We start from the raw sequence: 20,041 nt of genomic DNA, 5'->3' as shown, positions 1-20,041 counted from the left end.
CTTTGGGTTGGTGAGTGGCTACCTTTCACTTCTCTCTGTTCTTCCCCTAGACGCACGTCCAATAAATGAACGTGGTTCGCTAGTCGGGCGATTTGCCTCAATCCTAATATGAGCTAGAGCCCAGAGTCTGATGGTGGCCAAAGGAGAGGGCATGTGCACATTGTGATGCCCCGTTGATGACTAGCAGAAATGAAAAAGCTGCGGCGTAAGATGCTCGGTAGGGGCATTTTCAGATTGGCGAACTGATTGGCTTCCTCCTTCGGCAACATTACTTCTCGTGCAGAGTCTTCGTTCAGAGACCGATTTCCTCCGATTCCTGGCTGATCCTCCCCGCACGATGTTGCTGGATTTTTGGTATCGAAAAGTCGCCGATGTGGCGCCAGCTTGAATCCATTTCTGGTCTTAAAAAGCTTCCGTTCACTTAGCAGCGGTAAACGAGATGGGATGTGCGTCATAGGAGAGCCCGAGCTGACAAAGCATTCGCTTGGACGCAGAGCCACCTGTTTCGTCCGTCGCTGTTAATCGCGACGATATGACTAGCCCTCTATTGGGGGCGGTGTCACACCATCATAGCAGCCCTCATTGAGCGTTTAAAAAACGGTATGCTGCGAGCATACTGTAAGATGCAACTAATTTATTGCATCTTATTGCGTTCATCATTTTGATGTGGAAGGATGCGCCCGAAATTTGGAGCCAGTCATGCTCTGAAGAATTATATGAGGGCGCATGTCAGGTTATGAAACACGTAGAACTGTATGAAACCACCCGTAACGGTATCCCTACTTTCCGGCTCCTCTGTCCGGATCAGGCGATGTCTGAATTTTTTGATAGCTGGGCTTATCAGTTAGCCAAATTGAAGAAATTCAAAACCGTTAAGGCGTACTGCTATGCGGTTCAAAGCCTTCTTAACTTCATGCACCAAGTTAGCATCTATAACCACGGCCTTACCCCGACTCTTCTCAATGATGCTTTGGATAGCTATGAAAGTTATCTGGTCTTCGGAGAAGGTAGTGATGCACCGATTGCTCGTGATGCTGCAAAGGCGCTGAGCTCCCCGAAAATTTCGGGGGCATCTGTCGGTGTGCATCTTGTTGCAGTAAACCGTTTCATCGCTGCTAGTGAGGCTATGCGAGACGGCTTGCTTCAAATGCAGCGCAGTGGTTATGTATCTGAAGCGGCGATCTCGATGATGCCTCTTACTATCTCTAAACACATTGATGCCCCTAAGGCTGTCAGTGCATCTATTAAAGCTAATAGTTGGTTAGCGGGTTGCCTTGCAGGCGGTGTGAAGCGAATCAAGATGCAAAATCTTGCACCCAAATCAAAGGCATCAACTTTGGCGCGCACAGATGAGTTTGGGGGCGATGAGATAGCATTTCCTATTGATAAGTGCAAATCTCTGATCGACAGCGCACTTTGTCTGAGAGACAAGGTGCTGTGGTCGCTCATCGCTGCATCTGGTTGTAGGATTTCAGAAGCCCTGACGGTACTGCTTGATGATATTGAGGTCGACACTGAGCATCCGAATCTGAACAAGATATATATCGTTGATCCTGATACGCGTCGGGATGTGCTGATTGATTACATGTCTGAAGCAGATCTGAATAAGCTTAATCATAAAGGAAGGGACAAGCCCGGTACTTTCCTTATTGAGCCATTTGCCTCGATGTTTTGGTACAACCTTGGTCTCTACAACGAAGAGCAGCGTGCAAAGGAAAAAGAACGGCGCCGTCCAGTTCTGCATCGTTTTCTTTTTCGTAACCTCAAAAATGGCAATGCTATGCCTCTATCCTACCAAGCAGTTTGGGAGCGATTTAGTAGGGCCGCAGCCAACTTGACGGGCACTAGCTATGGCTTCCATTCATTGCGTCATATGTACGCCTATTATCTTGTTAATCATTGTCCTAATCCAGCGGGTAAAAACAAGTTCGGGTTGGAGCTCAAGGTGGTGCAGACGTTGATGGGGCATAAGTCAATCAAATCTACGGAACGTTACGCGCGCAAGGATGCAAAAATGCTCGAGGCGACATTTGCCGCGATTAACATGCTTCGAATGTCTGCATCTAATTTCAGCGTAACTCAAGTGCAGATCAAACATCTGGAGAGTGAAATTGAGCAGTTGAAGCTTTTGATCTCTGTAGGGGAGGCGGCATGATTAATTTGAATAAGAACAGCGCTATTTGGTTGGTTTCCGACGAGCAACTGAATGGCGAGTTTCGACAGGCCGTCTCGCTTGTACGCCAAATTTACAGGAAAGTTCATGGTGTAAGCAGCACCACTTCCTTAGCTTATAAGGTTGAGGCGGTTTTGAATTGTGGCGTCGATATCAGTAGGTGGGGAAGACCAGAACTCGATGCTCTTTTGCAAGTGACATTTCGTGATAGTGAAGTCACGCTTAGCTATGTCGACCGCACGCTCGCAAATACACCACCCTCCTACGGCACGGCACTGAGCCAATTTTTTCGTATGGTGTTCATTGCCCTTTGGGGGCGGAGAGTGCTGATTGCACCGTTGTCAATTCAGACAATCAATCATCAGGTTGAGTGTTTTGATATGCTCTGTGAGAAGCTTGATGTTGAGTCGCTCACCTTGATTCGGGGCCTGCATCCTGAGTCAAAGATCGCGAGTATCTTCAAAAGAGGCGAATTCAATGACGGAAGTAGTCGAGTTAATTTTTGGCTGAGGTTGCTGCTGAGTACAAACTTTTATGGTGTGGATGATATCCAGTCGGAGGACTGTCAGAAGTTATTTGATAGTGCGAACGGTGTTGGCGTCTTGCCGCTTCGTAGGTATTACGTCAACGACTTCCTCCTGAGTGTTACTGCCGCGTGCGAAGAAAAAAAGGCGCTAGTAGAAGCGATCTTTGCCCAATACAAGATATCTAAGCTAGTAGCAAAGCCGGAGCGTGTTCGCTTGGGACGTCGCGTTTCGACTAAGGTGAAGGTAAAGACTGCAGCTGAAGAGTCCGTTTTGAGGTCGTTTGAAGTCGCGCAACAGTTAGCCTCTGGAAATCGTGATTTCGACTTCAAAGAAACGTTCAAAGCCCACTTCCCCTCACCTCGTATCAGAGAAATCTTTAGTTTAGGAGAGGAGGGCGCCCGGTTCCCTTTTTTTGAATGGTCGCATCCGCAAGTACAGGCGTTTGCGCTTCATATCGACGCCGTTTTCAGATCTTTTTTGAAGTCTAAGCGGTTGCAGAAGTCGGACGGCCACACGTTCATGCTTGGTATGCTTATGAGCTATTTGTTAGCCTACCTACCGAATTTCTTCATGCGCCGTGACGGGTCGCTTGAAAACTATCCCAGGACACTTAATGAATTTTCTTGCAGTCTGTATTTTACACGTGAATCAATTTTCTTAGACGGCGTTATCAAATATTTGCGGGCTCCGCCTCATACTTTTTTGACATATGTGGAGGCGTTCGCTAGAGCGCATGGTTGGACTAATGAAACTCACTATTCGCGAGTGTTGATTATGCAGCACTTCTGTGAGTATGTTGAAGATAATCGTCTTGCCTTGCCTGACGCTAACGAATCTAAGTGTACTTTCACAAGTTCTTGCTTTCCGTCGATTGAAAAGAAGTCGGGAACAGTAAAGCGCCCTATCCCACGCCCTTATTTCGCCACATTTCTCAGCATGCTCTATAGCCTTGAGTACCTGGCCGAGCATATCAATTTGATGCCATTCGTCGCAGGTCGGAAGGAAATGGACATCAATTACGGCGTAATGGATGGAAAGCTACTTCAGCCGTCTATGGCTGACCTTCTGCACTCCCATGCATGGGCGGGGTTGATTTCGCGGGAGGTTCAGGGCATGGAGCAGGTCAACCAATCCCTGTTGAATTACACGCCTATTTTTTATCATGAGAAACAGATATATAGGTTTGATTTCTTACCCCGCTTTTATAAAATTGTTGACTTCGAAATTGGAGGGCGTGTGTTGCAACTCGTCTCTCCCAACGAGGTACGATTGACACAGCTTATGTGCGAGACGGGGCTTCGTCAGCACCACCTCGCGTGGCTTAACAAGGATAAATATGATTGTGTTCTGGATCGCTACTGGAAGAGTCCTTTAGCGCCGCTTTTCGTAAGTTCAGATAAGTCTCATGGTGAATGGACTGCCATTGTGTCCAGGCATGTTATCCATATCATGGATCGACAAAAGAAATGGTATGACTCGTGCAGTTCCGAGTCTTACAAGGAAGATCTCTGGTATGGTATGACAGAGGGTTCGAAATTTGGTCAATACAAACCTCTTTTTCGTAATTCAGGTACCACAGACAGTAACTGGAAAAATAACCGGCATTTTCCTATTTTTTTGATGATTCTTCAGTATTTCATCAAGATCATTATGGAAGATGACTCTGGTGAGGATTTGGTTCTCATTAAGACCGCACCGAATGAGAAAACGCCTATCGCAGGATACGACGATTTGTCTCTGAGTAAGGTTTCAGTGAGCTCACTCAGCAGTCCGCATACCCCTCACGGTTTGCGTGCTGGATTTGTGACTGAGGCGATGCGCTTCCTGCCACCTTCTATCATTGGTCAATTTATGACGGGACAGACGGAAGAGCTTGTATGGTATTACACCATTTTCGATGATGAAAATATGCCCGACCACCAGAAACTACTCGCTGACTATATGACCAAGAATATGGACAAGCTTCAAGGCGGTGAAGCGCCAGAACTTGCGCAGGCGGTTCTCAAGCTGAATGCAAGGTTGAAGGACAGCATACATCAAGACCCAATTAAGGCTATTGAGACTCATGGTCTGATGAGCTTGACTGGTGTTAAGGAAGAGCAAAACGGCCTGGAGGTTTTGCGCGCCAAACGTTACACGACACTGGCATATAACAACTGTCATATCTGTCCTTTTAACAACCATTGTCCGAAAGAGGTTGTGGATCAACTCGGCGTGGGTAGACCTTGCGCACTTTGCCCCTACGCAATTCGAGGCGTTGATCATCTGCCAGCCGTGTGTGCGGAAAAAGATAAGTCTAAAGAAATGATGCGGGGTGTCTTGGACAAACTGAGGGAGTACCAGGCTCTGAAACCGTCCTCTCGGAATCACCAGGTGGAGGAGACGCTCAATAGTGAATACGACCGCCATGCTAGGGAGGCTTGTGCTCTTGAAGCAATTGAACAACAGCTCTACAAAATGGCTACTGATGGGGATGTCAAAAGCCTATTTCTCACGGATAAGAAAGGGTTGACCGCTCATTATAAGAAAATTCACCTTTCAGAAGGTGAGCACCTGCTGAAGCGTCTTATCGACGTTCAAAACTTTCCTGATGTTAACAGTGCGCGTCTTGATCAAAAATTTGCTTACATGCGTAGCATGATGCTTGTGCGGCAAGGTAGGTTTGAAGAACTGTTGCGTGTCGACCCCAGGCCTCCGAGCCATCAGCTATCCTCCCAGATTGCGAGCATGCTTACCGCCGGAGTGCTGAATGTGAGGGATGTGGTTAAAATTGGACACGCTGCTGCTAATCCGTCCTTGGAAGCTAAGCCTGTGCAATCCATGTCTGCTAAAATTGGGGTCATTCTACCGGAGGGGTAATCTCTTGGCATCGCGCGTTGATACATTTGAAGAACACAGGGAGGAGGCTAGGGCTGCTCGGATTGCACGTATCCAAAGTGCCTTGGATGTTTTGTCATCTGCTAACTATGAAAATATAACTAATTTGGCTAAAGCAGTTGCCAGAATCGTCGCCGAAATTGAGTTAAGGAACTATTTAGGTTTGCCAAGTGAGATGCAAGCTAAAGTCTTTAAACCTATCAGTCACATCACACTGTTGAGAAATGATAAGTACCGGCAAATCCTTGAGCAGCATCTAGGTCAGAACGTGGAATCTTGCGTTCCAGTCTCGATAAGCTCCTCAGACTTCGAAGCGCTAAAAATACGAAATGCTAGTCTGGCGGGCCACATTGAACAGCTTAAACTGACGATCCGAAATCTTGATTCAGGCGACTCTGTATCGAGTCTAGATGGCGAGAAATTGCTAAAAGATAATGCTTGCTTATCAGGCGATCTTAAGTTCGTTATTGGTATGCTTGATGACGTATTAAGTGGCGCAGGCGGGATGTTTGTCACCAAAATGCCAGGTGAGGAAGATAAAGATTTCACGGTTGCTGGCTTGCATGGGCCGATGGACTTGATTGCTACGTACGATGACCTATTGCGGCTTGAGGGCTTGCGTCAGAAACTGGATATATAAAACTCACCTCAGGAAAATATGGAGTAGATCCGTATTTAAAATAAATCTTTTACGATTTAGCACATCTCAACTCAAAGCACTTTTTCTGGTTGATGGATAGCTATCTAATCCAAGGTTGCAATCGTCTGCCGTCCTCTTAGTCGCCCGCCGATTCTCGATGCCAGAGCCTACGTACTGTCGGCTCAGGTAGGGCTAGTCGCTTGCGCACCTCTGCTTGGGTTAAACCTTGAGCTTTCATTTCCTGTACTGCGACCCACTTCTTTCTAGCTTCTACCATCGCTGGCGTCATTTTTGCGGGTGGTTCATCTGGTAGGAGCGTATCCGCTACATCTAAGTTTTCGAGCTCAGCCAAGCAGTCTAGAAGAATTTGGCGTCCCGTCTGTTGCTTGTGTCCAGCGAGTGTCAGCGTGAACAACGTCAGTGGTTGAATACTTAGGGCGCAGGCGAGCTCGTAGCTCACGTCGACTGTAGCAGTGGTCAATGCACTCTCGAGCTGACTGACGTGGGATTGCACAACGGTTTTGGAGATCTCAACCTGAGAAAAACCACGTTGTGTGCGAAGCAGCTTGAGCGCTGCTGCGAAGGATTTACGCAGCGACATTTTCCATACCCGCAAAAGTAGACGGTATGCCGTGTTTGCCTAGCGTCACACAAATCTATATATTGATATGATTGGCGCTTAGGTCGAGATGACATGCGAGTATTGCGCCGCAATCAATCTCTGCTGCTGTTGGTGGGCGTCGTCAATTCATGCAAATTTAGGGAGGAGTGGATGGGCAGTCTTATCGACGATGGGCTGTTGGGGGATGCTGGGACTGAATTGGAAGGCTGCAGACTCGCTATAGACGAGGCCCTTAATGTAGCCAGAAAGCGCTACAAATGGATGCCCCTATGCGCCGTCGAGGAGTGGATTGTCCTAGATGCCATCGTCACCGACGAAGAGCGAGCCAAAGTATCCGCCGCAGGCTGCCAACCAATGTTTATGTTTGCCCACAAGGTCGTGGATGACGAGCAGAGACGTTTTGAACCTGGCCACTGGGTCAGGTCGAGTATGGGCACTGCGTTCAACGACGGCTTTCTGTTCGAAACTCGGAATAGCGTCTATGTGCTGCTCGGGCCGGGTCATCGCAAATCAGCAACCATCAAAGAGATCTTCTCTCTATTTTGAATTAACCAACCGGGCTGCTTTGCGTCCGCAGAAAACTGAGGCACCTGATGTTCAGAACTGAAGACTCAGACGCTATTGGCGTTCCGGGATTGTTTGGCGAAGGCTTGATGCACTGGCAGGGCGTGTCACGGGTGCTCAGATCGCACTGGTATCACTTGACCGTTCGAATCAGCGAGCAGGGTCGAAGCACTGAGTTCACGCGAATGATCGAAGGTGAGCACAGACTGCAGCAAATGCTTGTGCAGCAAAATGCGGGGGAAGTGATAGTCGACGTGCAAGTGGTTACCCCGCCTTGGATGAATAACTGCGATGGCTGGCGCATGGATCGTGTCGTTAAGGTGACTGTCGGTGATGATAACGACTTTGAAGTCAGTCTGATGGAGGTGGACAGTGGAGCTATTTACCACAACTCACACCGCCCAGGTTTTCAAGTTCAGTTACTACAGAACTGCCGGCCAATTTTTCTTGAAACCATGATTCGATCAGCCTGAAATTTATCAAGAATTCCCCACGATACCAGCGCCTCTGGTTGCGTGTGAAATTCCTGATGACGCCATACGGACTCCCCATTGGAGCGCAAAGATGCTCGACACCATTGATGTAAATTTCCATGCTAAACGCCATACAGACTTCGACCTTTTGCGAATCATAAAAGCCCAAGAACAGGGCTTCGACATACCGGTAACTGCTTACCTTTGCGGCGTATCCATCAGGGCGCGCGCAGGCATCGGTGTTGTTTTTGGCCACAAGCGTAAAGACCAGTACGGTCGGTTTGGCGATGGCCACCTGATCAGGACTTCTGACGTGCTGAAGGTCGAACGTGAGGGGAGGTTTTGGGTGATGACTACGGAAAATAGCCGGTACGTGCTCGCAACCTTCCAACGTGACAACGGGCGCACGAGCCTGCGTGAATATTTGCGCCTTTCACGAGGACAGCACCATTCCGTACCACCGGTACTTCAGTAACGGTCTGCTTGTTTTTGCCGTGAGCGAAGCCTCCTGAAAAACCTAGAGGTTTTGTCATGATCGTTAGAGAAGGCGAAGTCATTTGCATCGCATCAGGTATCTTCGAAGGGTACGACAGGGCGGGCCCTTTTAAAGTTATGCGATAGTTTGATCTCGACGACTTTGTGGAAGAAATTACACCGCCCGTGACGGAGCCCTGGGAAATAGCCAGTCTGATGAGTGACATCCCACGAATATTTTTGGAACAGGGCCTCATCACCAAAATGACCTGTAAGAATATCTATTTAGGCGTTTGGGGAGTTTGAAATCCGAAAGGAAAAAGACGATCTCTGAGATTGCTTGTTCGTTTCACCGACTTCGAATGCTTTCCCAGAATCATCAAACCGGTGAGGAGATAGCCATGAGCGAATGTATGGGCTTCCAACCTCACGACTATGGCCCTTCGGGCCGGCGCACTCCGCTTGCTGAGGACTGTGGTACTTACTCCTTTTCCTAAAGTTCTGGCCAACATCAACCGACAAAGGCTGCAGTGTTTTGGGAGTCTCAGGGATAGGTACCAAATGACATTTTTCTCTCGGTTATACCGCTATCGTCAGTCTGAATTTAGGAATGCCTGCGAAGATTATCTAACGGAGCTCTTGGCCGAATGGCTGCGGCTTGCTACTGAGGCCGGAATGCTCGGAGAGGTGCTAGAAGGCATTTTTGGATACTGCGAAGATTCAATCGGTGATAGCTCTACCTTGGCAACTGTTCGCTGGGACACGCAGCACATTATTGGGCCAGGTTACGGAGACGCGACCGGTAAGCGTCCAGACCTTGTAGGCTCTGGGAAGAATTTCTTCCTGATCATCGAGAACAAGGTCTCAGCTGGGTTCACTTCTTACGAGAGTGAGGAGACAGGAGAAGTAAAACATCAGCTCCCACTCTATCAAGCGTATCGAGATAGCAGGCCGGAGCGATACGGCGGGGTCGCTTTCATCACCTATACCACTGATCCACCCGCCTGCTGGTTCGGGCCTGTTAGCTATTGGAGCCGTGTATTCAACGTGATGCGCCGCTGCTATCGCAAAGGGACCCCTGGTAGTGCTTTTAATTATATTGGACTGAAAGTTACACAACACATGGAGGAAATTGGGATGGCCGGTACTCATTTCGAACTAAGCGACATCGTTGTGCTTCCAGCCTATGAGCGACTCCATCAGGGGATGACGCAGCTTGGAAGCATTGCAAAACGTGAATTATCCCAAAGCTTGGTGGCAATCAACAGCACGACTGATGGCTTCCCTTTACAGCATGCTCATCTAGGTGAACTGACCCCACCTACGTTTTTCGGAGCAGCCCTTAGCTACGAGGGACAAAAGGCCAGCGCTTCGTCACTCCTAGTCTGGGCTGGGGTTCTCTCTAAAACTTGTTACGACATCTCACCGGCTTCGGAAGGTTTGCCTGAGCTGAGCATAGGCTTCGGTGTTTGGGGGGACAGTATCGACTTCGTCGGCCCTGATGAAGCCCTGATCAGTCAACTAGAGCTTTCCATTCCCTCCGGCACTGATGGTAAGTGGGCATGGCATGTGGATACTCAAGCGTACAACGGCGCCCCAATTTACATCTTTTCCACCCGTCTCACGTTCATTGATATTTTCGGTATGACCAATGGAAAAGATTGGGATGAAACTGCTCAAATGTTCTTCAAGGTTCGATCCCAAGAACTACTCGGAGCGTTGAGCTCATCCCAACTGTCTGATGACGAATCGTTCATAGAACACCTGAACCGTTTGGTGAGCTGATCCAGAACGGCGTAGCCGATTCCATGCGTGTCAGATGCGTTACCCGGCTAGCGCTGGCATCGTTTGTATGCCAGCGCGTTTTGCTCAGAGCTCTGATTGAGGCTCAAACAATTATGAGCAGCATATAAGTCTTATTGACCTCTCCCGGTGGTTCGAAACCAGTCAGCATACAGAGTGTTTTCCACTGGGTGCCGATTCGAATCTGGTGCACCGTCGCCCTACCAAACTAGCCCACGCTCCCCTAGACTCACTTTGGCAGCCTGAACGCGATCCTTGGCATTCTTCATCTCGCTTGGATCACCTGACGCCTTGGCTGTTATCGCCAGAGCAGGATTGACCCAGTTACCGAAACTACACTGGCCCGGGCTCCTCGCTTGGGGGAGTGTTACCAGCGCTGGATTCTGTCGGTTGGTGTTGGGTCAGTACCGCATCGGTCAATGGGTCAATTCAGCGTCAGCGCCAACACCGCTGGCCTCATGGCGAGACCAGCGTAAAGTAGCTATCAACATGAATTGCCTAATCGCCAGCGCTCCCCGTTCATTTCTGGCTTTCGAGCCAGGCAGGGTCAGTGCTGCCTCTACCTTGCCGCGACTCGCTTCGTACATTGCAAATGCGTTGAACTCAGAATCAAGCAGCACCAAGAGCACAGTATCGAAGGGTTGTCGTAGATCGATTGCACCCATACGTCCCGTAATCTTTTGCCGGTTCAGGATATAGCGACCCTTGATCTGGATTCTCGCGACACCATCTTCCAGCGCCTCTGTAGCGTCGTAACCTGCCTGCCTTGCAGGATGTAGTAACAGGCCGAGCCTAGCAGCAGCTTCGTACTCTGCGACCTCGCCGGTCACGCCCAGCGGCTTGCCGGTCAGGCGATAGAATCTACGCGCGAGCACCTTGGCCTCTTTCAAAATCTCTAGGATTTCATCCTGGATCAATGCAGCCTGGTGAGGTTCCTGGTCATTACTGAGTTCAGTCATCTGCAAATGCCTCGAGCGCAGCGAGCAGCTTGGCTAGCTCAGTCAGGTTGGCTGCAGTCACGATGTCATATTCTCCTCGACTACTCAGCCGATATACCTCTCGAGCCTTTTTCACCCGTTCCAGTAGAGGAACAACAATGCCTGACGCTCTTTCAAGAAATTCGTTAATGTCTGCCCGTGTTTGAGGGATCTTGTAGCCTTTGGCCGCGCTTGTGATGATGACGTCCGCATCCCGAAGCTTGGCAATGCCACTGGAACGAATTCTCTGGCCGTTGACCTCTCCCAGTCCGCTGTCTTTTAGATGGGCCATGATCTCCGTAGTCAGCACGTAATCCTTGGTGACGAATTCGCTTTGAAATCTTAAGAACCGCAGGATACTCAATTGCAGGCGCTCACCTTCATCAGGGTGTTCGCCAGCCCGCTCGCTAAAACGATCAGCCTGGCGGAGAGCTTCTTGGTGTACCTGGTAGTCTGCATACCCAGACTCATCCTTCGGCGGTGGCAGAAGAGACTGGTACTTGGGTGGCCACTCAAGCATTCCAAGAGTCAGGCTGCGTAGGATCTTTTTGTAGGCAAGAACTGCTTCTTCCGATGCTTTCTCTTCGTAGATCTGAGCGACTGAGCCAGCAAAAAAATCTGCAACCTGAACCAAAACGTTGTCCTTACTGGCCATCGTCCGGAAGGCATCCTTATCGCCAAATAGGTCGTCCACGAATCGTTCTGCAACGTAGCTTTTGAGGCTCTCCTGAAATTCCTGGCCACCATGCTCGTCTACGATCATCTGGAGGTCAGGGTATGCGCGGAACAAACGTTCATAGAGCAACCCGTTCACGTATTTTATGAACGAGGTCTTGATACGGAGACCGCCGTCTTCGTGAATTCGGGACTTATCAACGACGGTGAAATAGAGCTTGAATGGCAGCTCGGCGAGCTCATTTAGGATCCGAGCACGGCGATCTGAATCCTTGGGCTTCAGATTGCTGGATTTGATCTCGCCCGTTTGAAAATGACGCATGCGGAGTGCTTCAGCTTGGGCATAAGCAGCCTCCAGGTCTTTCTCTGCCACCAGAATGGAGCACACGATGAAGAAGCCCGAGCTTCCTCCCTTTGACGTATCAAGGTCGGAGTTCCCGGACTCATCCACGAAGGCATATGTTCTGTCCATGAGCTTGCTCCATCAACAACGTGCTGAGCGCAGTGGGGTCGCCCAATGGCAAGGTGGCGAACTTAGTTCGTCGCAGTGGTAGTGCCTGGAGCGGGGCCTTCGCTGAACGTGTAGTTGATGACCACGTCATTTCGGATCAAGACGTCGAGGGTCTTCTGAGTGCCAGTAGTCGTCACCTTCATAGTGACCACGTAGCTTTGGGCATGGGCTGAGCCATTGGTGTAGGTGTAGATCCACTTCTCGTCAGTCTCGCTTACAGCACTCTTGGCGTAGGGCTCACCAAACAGGGACTTCAACTCAGTAGTCGTCGTTTTGCCTTTGGTGATGCTCGCTACACTGGCCGACGGAAAGTCTCGTCCTGCGGTGTAGTGGGACGTAGCGCAACCGCCAAGTGCGACACAGATTCCCATTACTGCGATGAGCTTTTTCATATCCTTCCTTGATCGTAGAAAGCTCCAAATCTAGCTGGCATCGAGGCTAAAAGCCATCGTCTCCTTGATCACCTGTGCTCGCTCTCGCCGACAGGGCAACACACACATAAATAAATGCACTCGAGGCAGGGCAGACCATAAAAACTCCGAACCATTGAGCTCTAAATCGTGGGAGCAAGGGTGCCTTCATGTAAGAACGGTACTTCCGGTTAGCAACCGGCTGGTTTTCGTTTATGAGCATGTCTGCTACGGCTATATACGGCCAAAAGCTGACGGTGGCTACAGGCAGAAATCGACCCACTGCAGCCGTCTAGATCAGATGTGATCTTTGTTGGAGCGGGCTTACCCGCAAAGAGGCTGCTTGAGCAACGCACATACTCTTCGAGCGATGTCATCTGCGCCATCGGGAATGTCCACTGAAATGCCTAAATAGTGTTCAAGGTGTAGGGTGAGCGTGTGTTCATCTACCAACAGATCCCAGTAGCGCTGGTCTTGGCCATTGAGCCTCTCTTTCCAGCAACCTCCCAGCCCTTGCTCAAGCACCCGGGCCACGTCCTCGAAAAGCGTCCAGTCGGCTTCTTCTGATACTTCAATCCTCACCATGCGTCACCTCACCACCAGAAGTCCCCCGATTCTGGTGGCTCCTGCGAATGGTCGCAATGGGTCGATATCTGCCGGTGACTACCGGCCAATAGCAGACAAGAGGAGTAAAAATAAGCTGCCCGTTATTCCTATGCATACGACAGAATGTGACCTTCCCTTATGTTTTTAGGCCTTGGACACCATGGACGACTCTCGTTTCACACCCGAGCAGGTGGCATTGCGATCTGGTAATGCTCAGGTGGATAAGGATGTGAGGCAATGGTTAGTGGGCCTTCCAATCGCTGAGAGACTCGATTTTTTAAAGCAACTGTGGCCACTGAACTTTCGGCACTCACTCAGACTGCTCCAAGCGGCACAGCTACCTAGGCAGAAAAACGAATACATGTTCAGGCACTGGCTGCGTGCTGGCCATCACAATACGGCGCAAGAACTCATCAAGCGGTTTGAGCCGGTTCTCGGGGAAAGAAAATTCTGGCAGATTGCTTCGCAAGAGACACTTTCACCGACTATGCGCGAATTCATGAATTACTACGGCCTTGGACGCCTGGACTCACAAACCCAAGGAAAATAAACCTTGAGCCTTCTAGAAAATCTGTTTTTGGCGCACCCGGATACTGACGCCATTGGTGCTGACTGTTCTCCGCTGGGTTGATTCCTCCTCTTAGTGCTAGGGCAAAAAACGACCATTAATCGGGGGAGAAGATGAACGAAGAATTGAGCTATGTCTGGCTATTACCGTTGCTTGAGAAACCTTTCGAAACGGCTGCACTCGATTTGCCAGATGCGGCAAGTGCTCTTAGCAAAAAATATACGCTACCTGCCGACATTGCGTTGCAGCCGCTGGTGATCACAGCCTTGACGTCGCATTCCGAATATTGGTCGGGACTGGCGCTTAAATGGTTGGAGGATGGTTTTCCTGTAGACATTGCGCTGACCGAGCTCTTGGCTCATTGCGCCGAGGACAAAACGCGGTCTCAGTCTTGCCGTCATAGAGCACGCAGGATTGTTGGCAGGTAAAATCATGGGGCTAAATCCTATGTCTGGCTGTTATCGGCCAGAACCGGTCGACTCGCTCTGGCTTTTTTGCCGCTTTCAAGCACTGGTGTAAGTCAGATTAGGGTAGCTATTGTCCTCACCTTTAACCTATCGAAAGGCAAGAAATCTGGTCATTGCTGTCTAAGTAATACATCCCATCTAGGAAGCCAACCATCGGCGTAAGCCCGAGCAATGGTTCAGACTTAAATGTGATAGGGAAAGAAATCCGTTTCGCTTCATTTGAGGCTTCATCCCAGGAGGGTTTAACAATTCCTCCCCAGAACGAGACAGCTGTGCCGTCATTGAGGAACAGAGTGGGTTGTCGATGGCCAATATGTTCAACCAGACTCCAGTGCACGTACCCCAGATAGCGAGTGCCATCGACATCGCAAAATTCGGCTCGCACGATCATCGCCAAGCCTACTTCCTCAACACAAGGTCGGACTGTGCATTCATCTTCAACGGACTCGTCCATCGGAAAGCACCATACCCCAACATCGTGCAGATCGTTTTCTGTCAGTTCCCAAATCTGCTTGTCGCGCACCTCACGCCTCCTCGTACGTTGATTAAGATCCTGCAAAGTGCAGGTGCCAGCTTTGTCCTTCAACAAGCTAAAGAGGTCAGGGCTGTTGTTTTAGTCTAAGCGTTCGGCTTGAAGCGGGCGCTAGGGCTACAACTGATTGTGCCGTTTTGACCGTACGTACTTAGCCGAAAGGTTGCTGAACGTCCGCCATGGGTCGAAAGTCGTCAATCGCGAAGCGCAGCTATTGACCGGGAGCTGCGGTACGCAACTGAAAGCTTCCGGCCCAAAAAAGCGGCTCCGAATCGCCGAATGAAGGCTAAGAAACCTGATCACCTATCACTATGATGGGTGCTCCGAAGGTTACATCAGATAGCCGAGTAGCCTCAGCTAATGCCCGTAAAGGGGCAGGCAAATCGAAAAGTGTCAGTGGATTCAGTGGGCGGCATTGCAGCTCATACCTCCTCAAGGCCTGGCGTGAATCGCGATGAACGTCTGACCAGTCGTACGCGAAGAACCCACGTTTGGCAAATTCAACGAAAGCGTTTACGCCAGCCCTGGCAGTGACCCGATCTACATCGGACACCTCCGGCAATGAAAGGACAAATTCTTCGGAGTTTTCGACGGAGGGCATTGCGGAATTAGGAACCGGCCCCGGCCCCCGTAGTGAAGAGCGCAACCTGCCCGACGGCGTCGGTGGCGACCCATCCAACATCAAAGTCCTGGAGAACGAAGGGAGCCACCATTTGCACCTACTTTATAAAAAGGGACGAGTTGATTTCCTAACTCTACTTGCCAGCCCAGAGTGTGTAAGAGCGCGTCGGCAAACTCTTAAAGCGGGAAGAAATTCAACGAGTTCATTGCCCCAGCTTTAAACATCCGGTTCTGGCCGATTACTGCCCGCTACGACAGGCAGAAATCGGCCAAAAGCGGTCAGTCGTCCCTACGAAATTTTGGACGATTCAGCGTGCTACCTGAGGGCAGTAGCTTGTTAAAGGAGTTGGGTAACATCTTCATCGGTGTCACGACTATGCACAGCTGTTATGAAAGTGATACACGAGCCTGTGCAAGATTATTAGCCGGAAGGCGAGCCCGCGCTGATGCCCGTCAGCACCAGAAAATAAGGAGATTGATCATGTGGCTCAAAAATGTGGCATTTGCGCTGTTGATTTGCCCCCTCGTCACCGCATGTTTCAGCGAGCCTTTTCAGCCCCCTACGGCTGATGCTGACTTATGGGAGAAGCCGGGAGCGAGCAGGAATGATGTCTTGGCGTCCATGCTAGCTTGCGGTGAGAAAAATGGCTCCGGCATCGATCCTAATGCCAGCTTCCAAGAGATGGCCCAGCGATTTGTATGTATGAAGCGTGCGGGCTATACCCGGCGTGACGGTTTCGACATCTGTGCATTGCACCCGAAGGAGCCGTTGAAGGCCTGTGAGTCGGCGCAATGAAGCCATAAAGGCGTCGCACGGTATTGAGGGAGTCGGCATTGAACTCTTTAGGGTGAATTGGCCCAAGTATTTATAGGTACATGCGACTGACTGCTTCCGCCCCAGGCTGTGTGAAAACGCACTGAATACGTCGAAAGTTGAGAACTACGAGCATTGTCTGCGACAACCAGCAGACGGAAGCGCGAATTGCCTTAGTCAGCTACATAGACATTCGTAATGCTGTTTGGGCCGCGTTAGCGGCCCAAACGGCTACTAACGGGCGAGCAAGTGGCTGGATTTACGTCCTGATCGCCTCAAGCAGTCCTACTATGCCGAAGATGCTCATCATTCGTTTGAGGTTGTAGGCGAGTACATGAAGACTCATTTCGGTACTTACCCGCGGAAGTGTTTTGGTCAGGAAGTGGGTGGCTCCCATCCAATATTTGAGCGTTCCAAAAGGATGCTCAACAGTCTGGCGGCGAACCTTCATCTTCCCCGGGTCATGTTCTAGCCGAACCTGCATCGCGTCGATTACCGCCTCATGTTCCCAGCGCTTCACACGGCGCTCCTTACCCGTCGTACATTGCTTTTGCATTGAGCAGGACTGGCAGCCCGAGAAGTAGTAACAATGCAATAACATGCCGTCTTCCATCGACGAATGCCGCCTGGTTAGTAACTGCCCCGCAGGGCATCGATACTCGTCCGACGCAATAAGATAGATGAAATCCTGCTTGCCGAATCTGCCTTCGGCTTTGCTGCCAGATGTGAGGGGTTTCGGTACGAAGGTAGTGATGCCGGCTTGCTCGCAAGCAAGGATTTCCAGACCTTTGTAATAGCCTCGGTCGGCCACCACCGTTAGCGTTTCAGCCTCGATTTCTTCACGCGCTTGGTTCGCCATATTGCTCAGTTGCCCACGATCATTACCAACGTTGGTCACCTCATGGGCAACGATCAGATGGTGTTTGTCGTCGACAGCTGTTTGTACGTTGTAGCCAACCGTTCCGGTGCCTCGGCCGCTCGTGGCCATTGAGCGTGCATCTGGATCGGTAAGAGAGATCTGCTGGTCTGGACTGTCGTGCAGCTGCGCCTCAATTTCCTTGAGTTTCTGCATCTGCTGTTTCAGCGTTTCGATTTTTTCTTTCAGTCGCTCGGCTTTGGCCTCGGCCACTTCTGGCGTTGCCCGATCCGCCGAATCCATCGCCGCCAGATAGCGATCAATGCTCTGCTCGATCTGTTGCATGCGCGCCTTCACTTTGCCCTGGGTGAAGTTACGGTCGCGGTTGTTGACGGCTTTGAATTTGCTGCCGTCGATGGCGATGATCGATTGGGAGAAGAGATTGAGGTTGCGGCAAAGCACTACGAACTGGCGGCATACGCTGCGAATGGCTTTGCCGTTGTCTTTGCGAAAGTCGGCAATGGTTTTGAAGTCCGGAGCCAAACGCCCCGTTAGCCACATCAACTCGACGTTGCGCTCAGCCTCACGCTCAAGCCGGCGGCTGGACTGAATCCGATTGAGATAGCCGTAGATATAGATCTTCAGCAACACCGCTGGGTGATAGGCCGGACGACCCGTTGCGGCAGGATCGACGCCCTCAAAACCAAGTGCGCCCAGGTCGAGTTCATCAACGAAAACATCGACCACACGCACTGGATTTTCTTCGGCTACGTAATCGTCCAGACACTCCGGCAGCAAGGTGACTTGCGTCCGAGCCTCACCTTCAATAAATCGCTTCATGATCGCCCCTGCTACGATCTCGACGATGAAAAGGTTAGACGATTACTGGCCCTTTCTCACAGCCTGGCCCCAAAGAGGACGTAAGCTTGCCCCTCATCTCGTGGCATAGCAGCATAGTGAGAATTTACTCCTTCGCTATCACCTATCACGCACCTCCAAGGTCACCATGTCCATAAATCTTGATGAGCTACTGAAAACCGTAGACGACGAACAATCATTCATCGGCTTCATTGAAGCTCTAGGTATGGATTTCGCCGAGGAGCGTTTGCTGGAGGAGACCTCTCCGTCGTCTGCCTATGGACCGGGGGCGTTGGGGTGGGAAAACGGCTCTATTGATACCTTTCTTGATGCTGCCGCAGCGTGGGCGACTGCCAGCTCACGCAGTTCCCCTGTGAGTGCCAGTAGATCAAACGTATGGCAACGCTGTGCGGCCATTTTGCTGGCTGGTAAATTTTATGAATGAGCCCAGCCATTGCTGTTCGAAGGACAACGACCGAACGAAGGCTGCCGGTCGTGAAAGTCCACTATCGACTCATACTGTTTTAAACCGCAGGTCTTGAACTGCTCGGCGGTGTTTTCACACAGCCTGGCCCCAAAGCGGTCTGTCAGCTGCTTAAAGATCGGCCAAATCGACGATGGTGAGGGGGCGCCCTGTGAAGTCCCACTTGCTTATCTGCTTGGCGTTACAGCACGATGCCGGCTCAAGAGCAAGGATAGGCCCGATGACCAAGCCCCTCGAACAAGAAATCTCAATGTGAACTCACCAGACTACACGGCTAAGGGCGAAGACCTCGGCAACCGCATGATGAAGGTCGACCATGCGGGCGAGCATGGTGCGATCTGTATCTACAGTGGACAGTTGTTTATGGCCCGGCTTTTCGTCCCGGGCATGGTGAACGAACTCAAGGAGTTCCTCTCCCACGAGCGCCGCCATCGGACGGTTTTTCTGGAGGAGCTGCAACGTCGCAATTATCCCCGCTGCCGTAGCTATTGGTTGTGTGGCATCGGCGGTCTGGCGTTGGGTCTGGTTACTGGCATCTGTGGCCGCAAAGCCATTGTCGCTACTACCGTCGCGGTTGAAAGTGTGGTGCTCAAGCACCTGGCTCATCAACTTGATGTGCTGGCTGTTATCGATCTCCACGCGGTGGCTGCCATTACGTCGATTGTGGAGGAGGAGCAGCAACATCATGACCACTCAGCAGCGCAGATTGATGTGCGCGATCCCTGGTTCAGGGTACTGACACCGATGGTGACTGCATGGACTGAAGCGGTAATCTGGATGGGTATGCGTTCTTAGAAAACAGGTGTAATTATCCCAGTTTCACTGCCGTAATTTGGACAAATGACTGACCGCTTCTGGCCGATAGCTGTCAGTCGTTCCATAGGCAGCACGCCGTCGTGAACTGTGCCGGAATGCGTCTGAAGCCAGTGCTTTTCTTCCGTGCTGTGCTGATTATTGAGCTGGCAGTATTGGACAGGGGAGGGTGGGTTAAGGTTTATCCAAGCGCGGCCATCTGCATGTAAAACCAGGCGGGTCAGTCATGGGATTCCCCTTGTCTGTTCGTACTTGCGCCTTCAATTGTCCGACGTTGATCCGGGGCGTACTTTCCACCATTGGCGCGGTTGAGCTGCAGACGCTTGGAACGACCCGCTATGCCTGTATGTCTACCTGTGCCTACTCACGGGTAAGGTACAGTGCAATGGATAAGACAATCACCGTCGATCAACTGGCGACCACTGACCTGAGATCAATCAACGAGATATGGCTCGGCGGGACTCATACCCAGCTATGCCTATGGCGTGGCGAACAGGTCTTCACCCACGAGATGATGAGCGAGGGCACCCACGATCAGAACGTCAGACGTCTTTGCGTGAAGGTGGTCAACCTTGGCGATCACGCTGCTGTGGCCAACGTTGAGTTGATGGTGCGCGAACGGCTGGAAAAGATGGGGAAGGAAGGCGAGTTTTATCCGGCTGAGGAGACGGACACTCATCGATAGCACCCAGCAGC

20 protein-coding genes are annotated in these 20,041 nt (G+C 50.8%); 13 read left to right on the top strand and 7 right to left on the bottom strand.

The features are described from left to right. Nucleotides 1-736: 736 nt before the first annotated feature. The 3 genes from VRB54_RS14295 to VRB54_RS14285 are packed head-to-tail and all read left to right on the top strand — an operon-like array spanning nucleotide 737 to nucleotide 6,217. The gene (locus VRB54_RS14295) at nucleotides 737-2,155 is read left to right on the top strand and encodes a tyrosine-type recombinase/integrase (RefSeq protein ID WP_099489884.1); all 1,419 of its coding nucleotides are present in this window, start codon (nucleotides 737-739) and stop codon (nucleotides 2,153-2,155) included. After that, nucleotides 2,152-5,559, top strand: coding sequence for a hypothetical protein (locus VRB54_RS14290; protein WP_338477724.1), 3,408 nt, complete (start codon nucleotides 2,152-2,154; stop codon nucleotides 5,557-5,559). Before VRB54_RS14295 ends, VRB54_RS14290 begins: the two co-directional genes overlap by 4 nt. A 4-nt stretch (nucleotides 5,560-5,563) precedes the next feature. Further along, nucleotides 5,564-6,217, top strand: a complete 654-nt coding sequence (locus tag VRB54_RS14285; RefSeq protein WP_338477723.1) for a hypothetical protein — start codon at nucleotides 5,564-5,566, stop codon at nucleotides 6,215-6,217. Nucleotides 6,218-6,353: 136 nt separating this feature from the next. Here VRB54_RS14285 and VRB54_RS14280 read toward each other — a convergent pair whose 3' ends face one another. Beyond that, nucleotides 6,354-6,818, bottom strand: coding sequence for a helix-turn-helix transcriptional regulator (locus tag VRB54_RS14280; protein ID WP_338477722.1), 465 nt, complete (start codon nucleotides 6,816-6,818; stop codon nucleotides 6,354-6,356). Between the two features lie 93 nt (nucleotides 6,819-6,911). Between VRB54_RS14280 and VRB54_RS14275 the strand changes: the two genes are divergently transcribed. From VRB54_RS14275 to VRB54_RS14260, 4 genes are all read left to right on the top strand, one after another. Next, nucleotides 6,912-7,385: a DUF6957 family protein gene (locus tag VRB54_RS14275; protein WP_330214745.1), complete on the top strand. Its 474-nt coding sequence runs from the start codon at nucleotides 6,912-6,914 to the stop codon at nucleotides 7,383-7,385. 47 nt (nucleotides 7,386-7,432) lie between these two features. Then, a complete protein-coding gene (locus VRB54_RS14270; protein ID WP_099489887.1) occupies nucleotides 7,433-7,876 on the top strand; it encodes a hypothetical protein in 444 nt (147 codons plus the stop codon). A 91-nt stretch (nucleotides 7,877-7,967) separates the two neighbouring features. Further along, complete coding sequence (locus tag VRB54_RS14265) at nucleotides 7,968-8,351, top strand: hypothetical protein (RefSeq protein WP_330214744.1); 384 nt, start codon at nucleotides 7,968-7,970, stop codon at nucleotides 8,349-8,351. A 560-nt stretch (nucleotides 8,352-8,911) separates the two neighbouring features. Further along, nucleotides 8,912-10,135: a hypothetical protein gene (locus VRB54_RS14260; RefSeq protein WP_338477720.1), complete on the top strand. Its 1,224-nt coding sequence runs from the start codon at nucleotides 8,912-8,914 to the stop codon at nucleotides 10,133-10,135. 434 nt (nucleotides 10,136-10,569) lie between these two features. Here the strand turns inward: VRB54_RS14260 and VRB54_RS14255 are convergent, their stop codons facing one another. The 4 genes from VRB54_RS14255 to VRB54_RS14240 form a co-directional block, all read right to left on the bottom strand. Continuing rightward, nucleotides 10,570-11,112: a hypothetical protein gene (locus VRB54_RS14255; RefSeq protein WP_338477719.1), complete on the bottom strand. Its 543-nt coding sequence runs from the start codon at nucleotides 11,110-11,112 to the stop codon at nucleotides 10,570-10,572. Continuing rightward, nucleotides 11,105-12,277 carry a DUF3800 domain-containing protein gene (locus tag VRB54_RS14250; RefSeq protein ID WP_338477718.1) on the bottom strand — a complete coding sequence of 391 codons (1,173 nt, stop codon included), beginning with the start codon at nucleotides 12,275-12,277 and terminating at the stop codon, nucleotides 11,105-11,107. Before VRB54_RS14250 ends, VRB54_RS14255 begins: the two co-directional genes overlap by 8 nt. Before the next feature lie 62 nt (nucleotides 12,278-12,339). Next, complete coding sequence (locus VRB54_RS14245) at nucleotides 12,340-12,708, bottom strand: hypothetical protein (protein ID WP_038443869.1); 369 nt, start codon at nucleotides 12,706-12,708, stop codon at nucleotides 12,340-12,342. A gap of 342 nt (nucleotides 12,709-13,050) precedes the next feature. Further along, complete coding sequence (locus VRB54_RS14240) at nucleotides 13,051-13,311, bottom strand: DUF3630 family protein (RefSeq protein ID WP_064053293.1); 261 nt, start codon at nucleotides 13,309-13,311, stop codon at nucleotides 13,051-13,053. Between the two features lie 181 nt (nucleotides 13,312-13,492). On the opposite strand from VRB54_RS14240, the gene VRB54_RS14235 reads away from it, so the two are divergent. Both VRB54_RS14235 and VRB54_RS14230 read left to right on the top strand, forming a co-directional pair. Next, on the top strand, nucleotides 13,493-13,882 hold the full coding sequence (locus VRB54_RS14235; protein ID WP_122680920.1) for a hypothetical protein: 390 nt from the start codon (nucleotides 13,493-13,495) through the stop codon (nucleotides 13,880-13,882). A gap of 131 nt (nucleotides 13,883-14,013) precedes the next feature. Next, on the top strand, nucleotides 14,014-14,328 hold the full coding sequence (locus tag VRB54_RS14230) for a hypothetical protein (protein WP_122753675.1): 315 nt from the start codon (nucleotides 14,014-14,016) through the stop codon (nucleotides 14,326-14,328). 121 nt (nucleotides 14,329-14,449) lie between these two features. Here the strand turns inward: VRB54_RS14230 and VRB54_RS14225 are convergent, their stop codons facing one another. Then, nucleotides 14,450-14,890: a hypothetical protein gene (locus VRB54_RS14225; RefSeq protein ID WP_338477717.1), complete on the bottom strand. Its 441-nt coding sequence runs from the start codon at nucleotides 14,888-14,890 to the stop codon at nucleotides 14,450-14,452. Between the two features lie 1,111 nt (nucleotides 14,891-16,001). Here VRB54_RS14225 and VRB54_RS14220 point away from each other — a divergent pair. Beyond that, nucleotides 16,002-16,316, top strand: a complete 315-nt coding sequence (locus VRB54_RS14220) for a hypothetical protein (protein WP_017530066.1) — start codon at nucleotides 16,002-16,004, stop codon at nucleotides 16,314-16,316. Nucleotides 16,317-16,593: 277 nt separating this feature from the next. Here the strand turns inward: VRB54_RS14220 and VRB54_RS14215 are convergent, their stop codons facing one another. Further along, the gene (locus VRB54_RS14215; RefSeq protein WP_338477716.1) at nucleotides 16,594-18,030 is read right to left on the bottom strand and encodes an IS1182 family transposase; all 1,437 of its coding nucleotides are present in this window, start codon (nucleotides 18,028-18,030) and stop codon (nucleotides 16,594-16,596) included. Nucleotides 18,031-18,196: 166 nt separating this feature from the next. Between VRB54_RS14215 and VRB54_RS14210 the strand changes: the two genes are divergently transcribed. From VRB54_RS14210 to VRB54_RS14200, 3 genes are all read left to right on the top strand, one after another. Further along, nucleotides 18,197-18,493 (top strand): DUF7660 family protein, encoded by a 297-nt coding sequence (locus VRB54_RS14210; protein WP_338477715.1) that lies wholly within the window; start codon nucleotides 18,197-18,199, stop codon nucleotides 18,491-18,493. Nucleotides 18,494-18,784: 291 nt separating this feature from the next. After that, nucleotides 18,785-19,327, top strand: coding sequence for a demethoxyubiquinone hydroxylase family protein (locus tag VRB54_RS14205; protein WP_240035020.1), 543 nt, complete (start codon nucleotides 18,785-18,787; stop codon nucleotides 19,325-19,327). A gap of 403 nt (nucleotides 19,328-19,730) precedes the next feature. Further along, nucleotides 19,731-20,030, top strand: coding sequence for a hypothetical protein (locus VRB54_RS14200; protein ID WP_068933373.1), 300 nt, complete (start codon nucleotides 19,731-19,733; stop codon nucleotides 20,028-20,030). Nucleotides 20,031-20,041: the final 11 nt, after the last annotated feature.

Source organism: Pseudomonas trivialis, from assembly GCF_036864995.1.
Taxonomy (GTDB): Bacteria; Pseudomonadota; Gammaproteobacteria; order Pseudomonadales; family Pseudomonadaceae; genus Aquipseudomonas; species Aquipseudomonas trivialis.
Note: the sequence above shows the minus strand (reverse complement) of the source record. Positions and strands in the feature narration are given on the sequence as shown.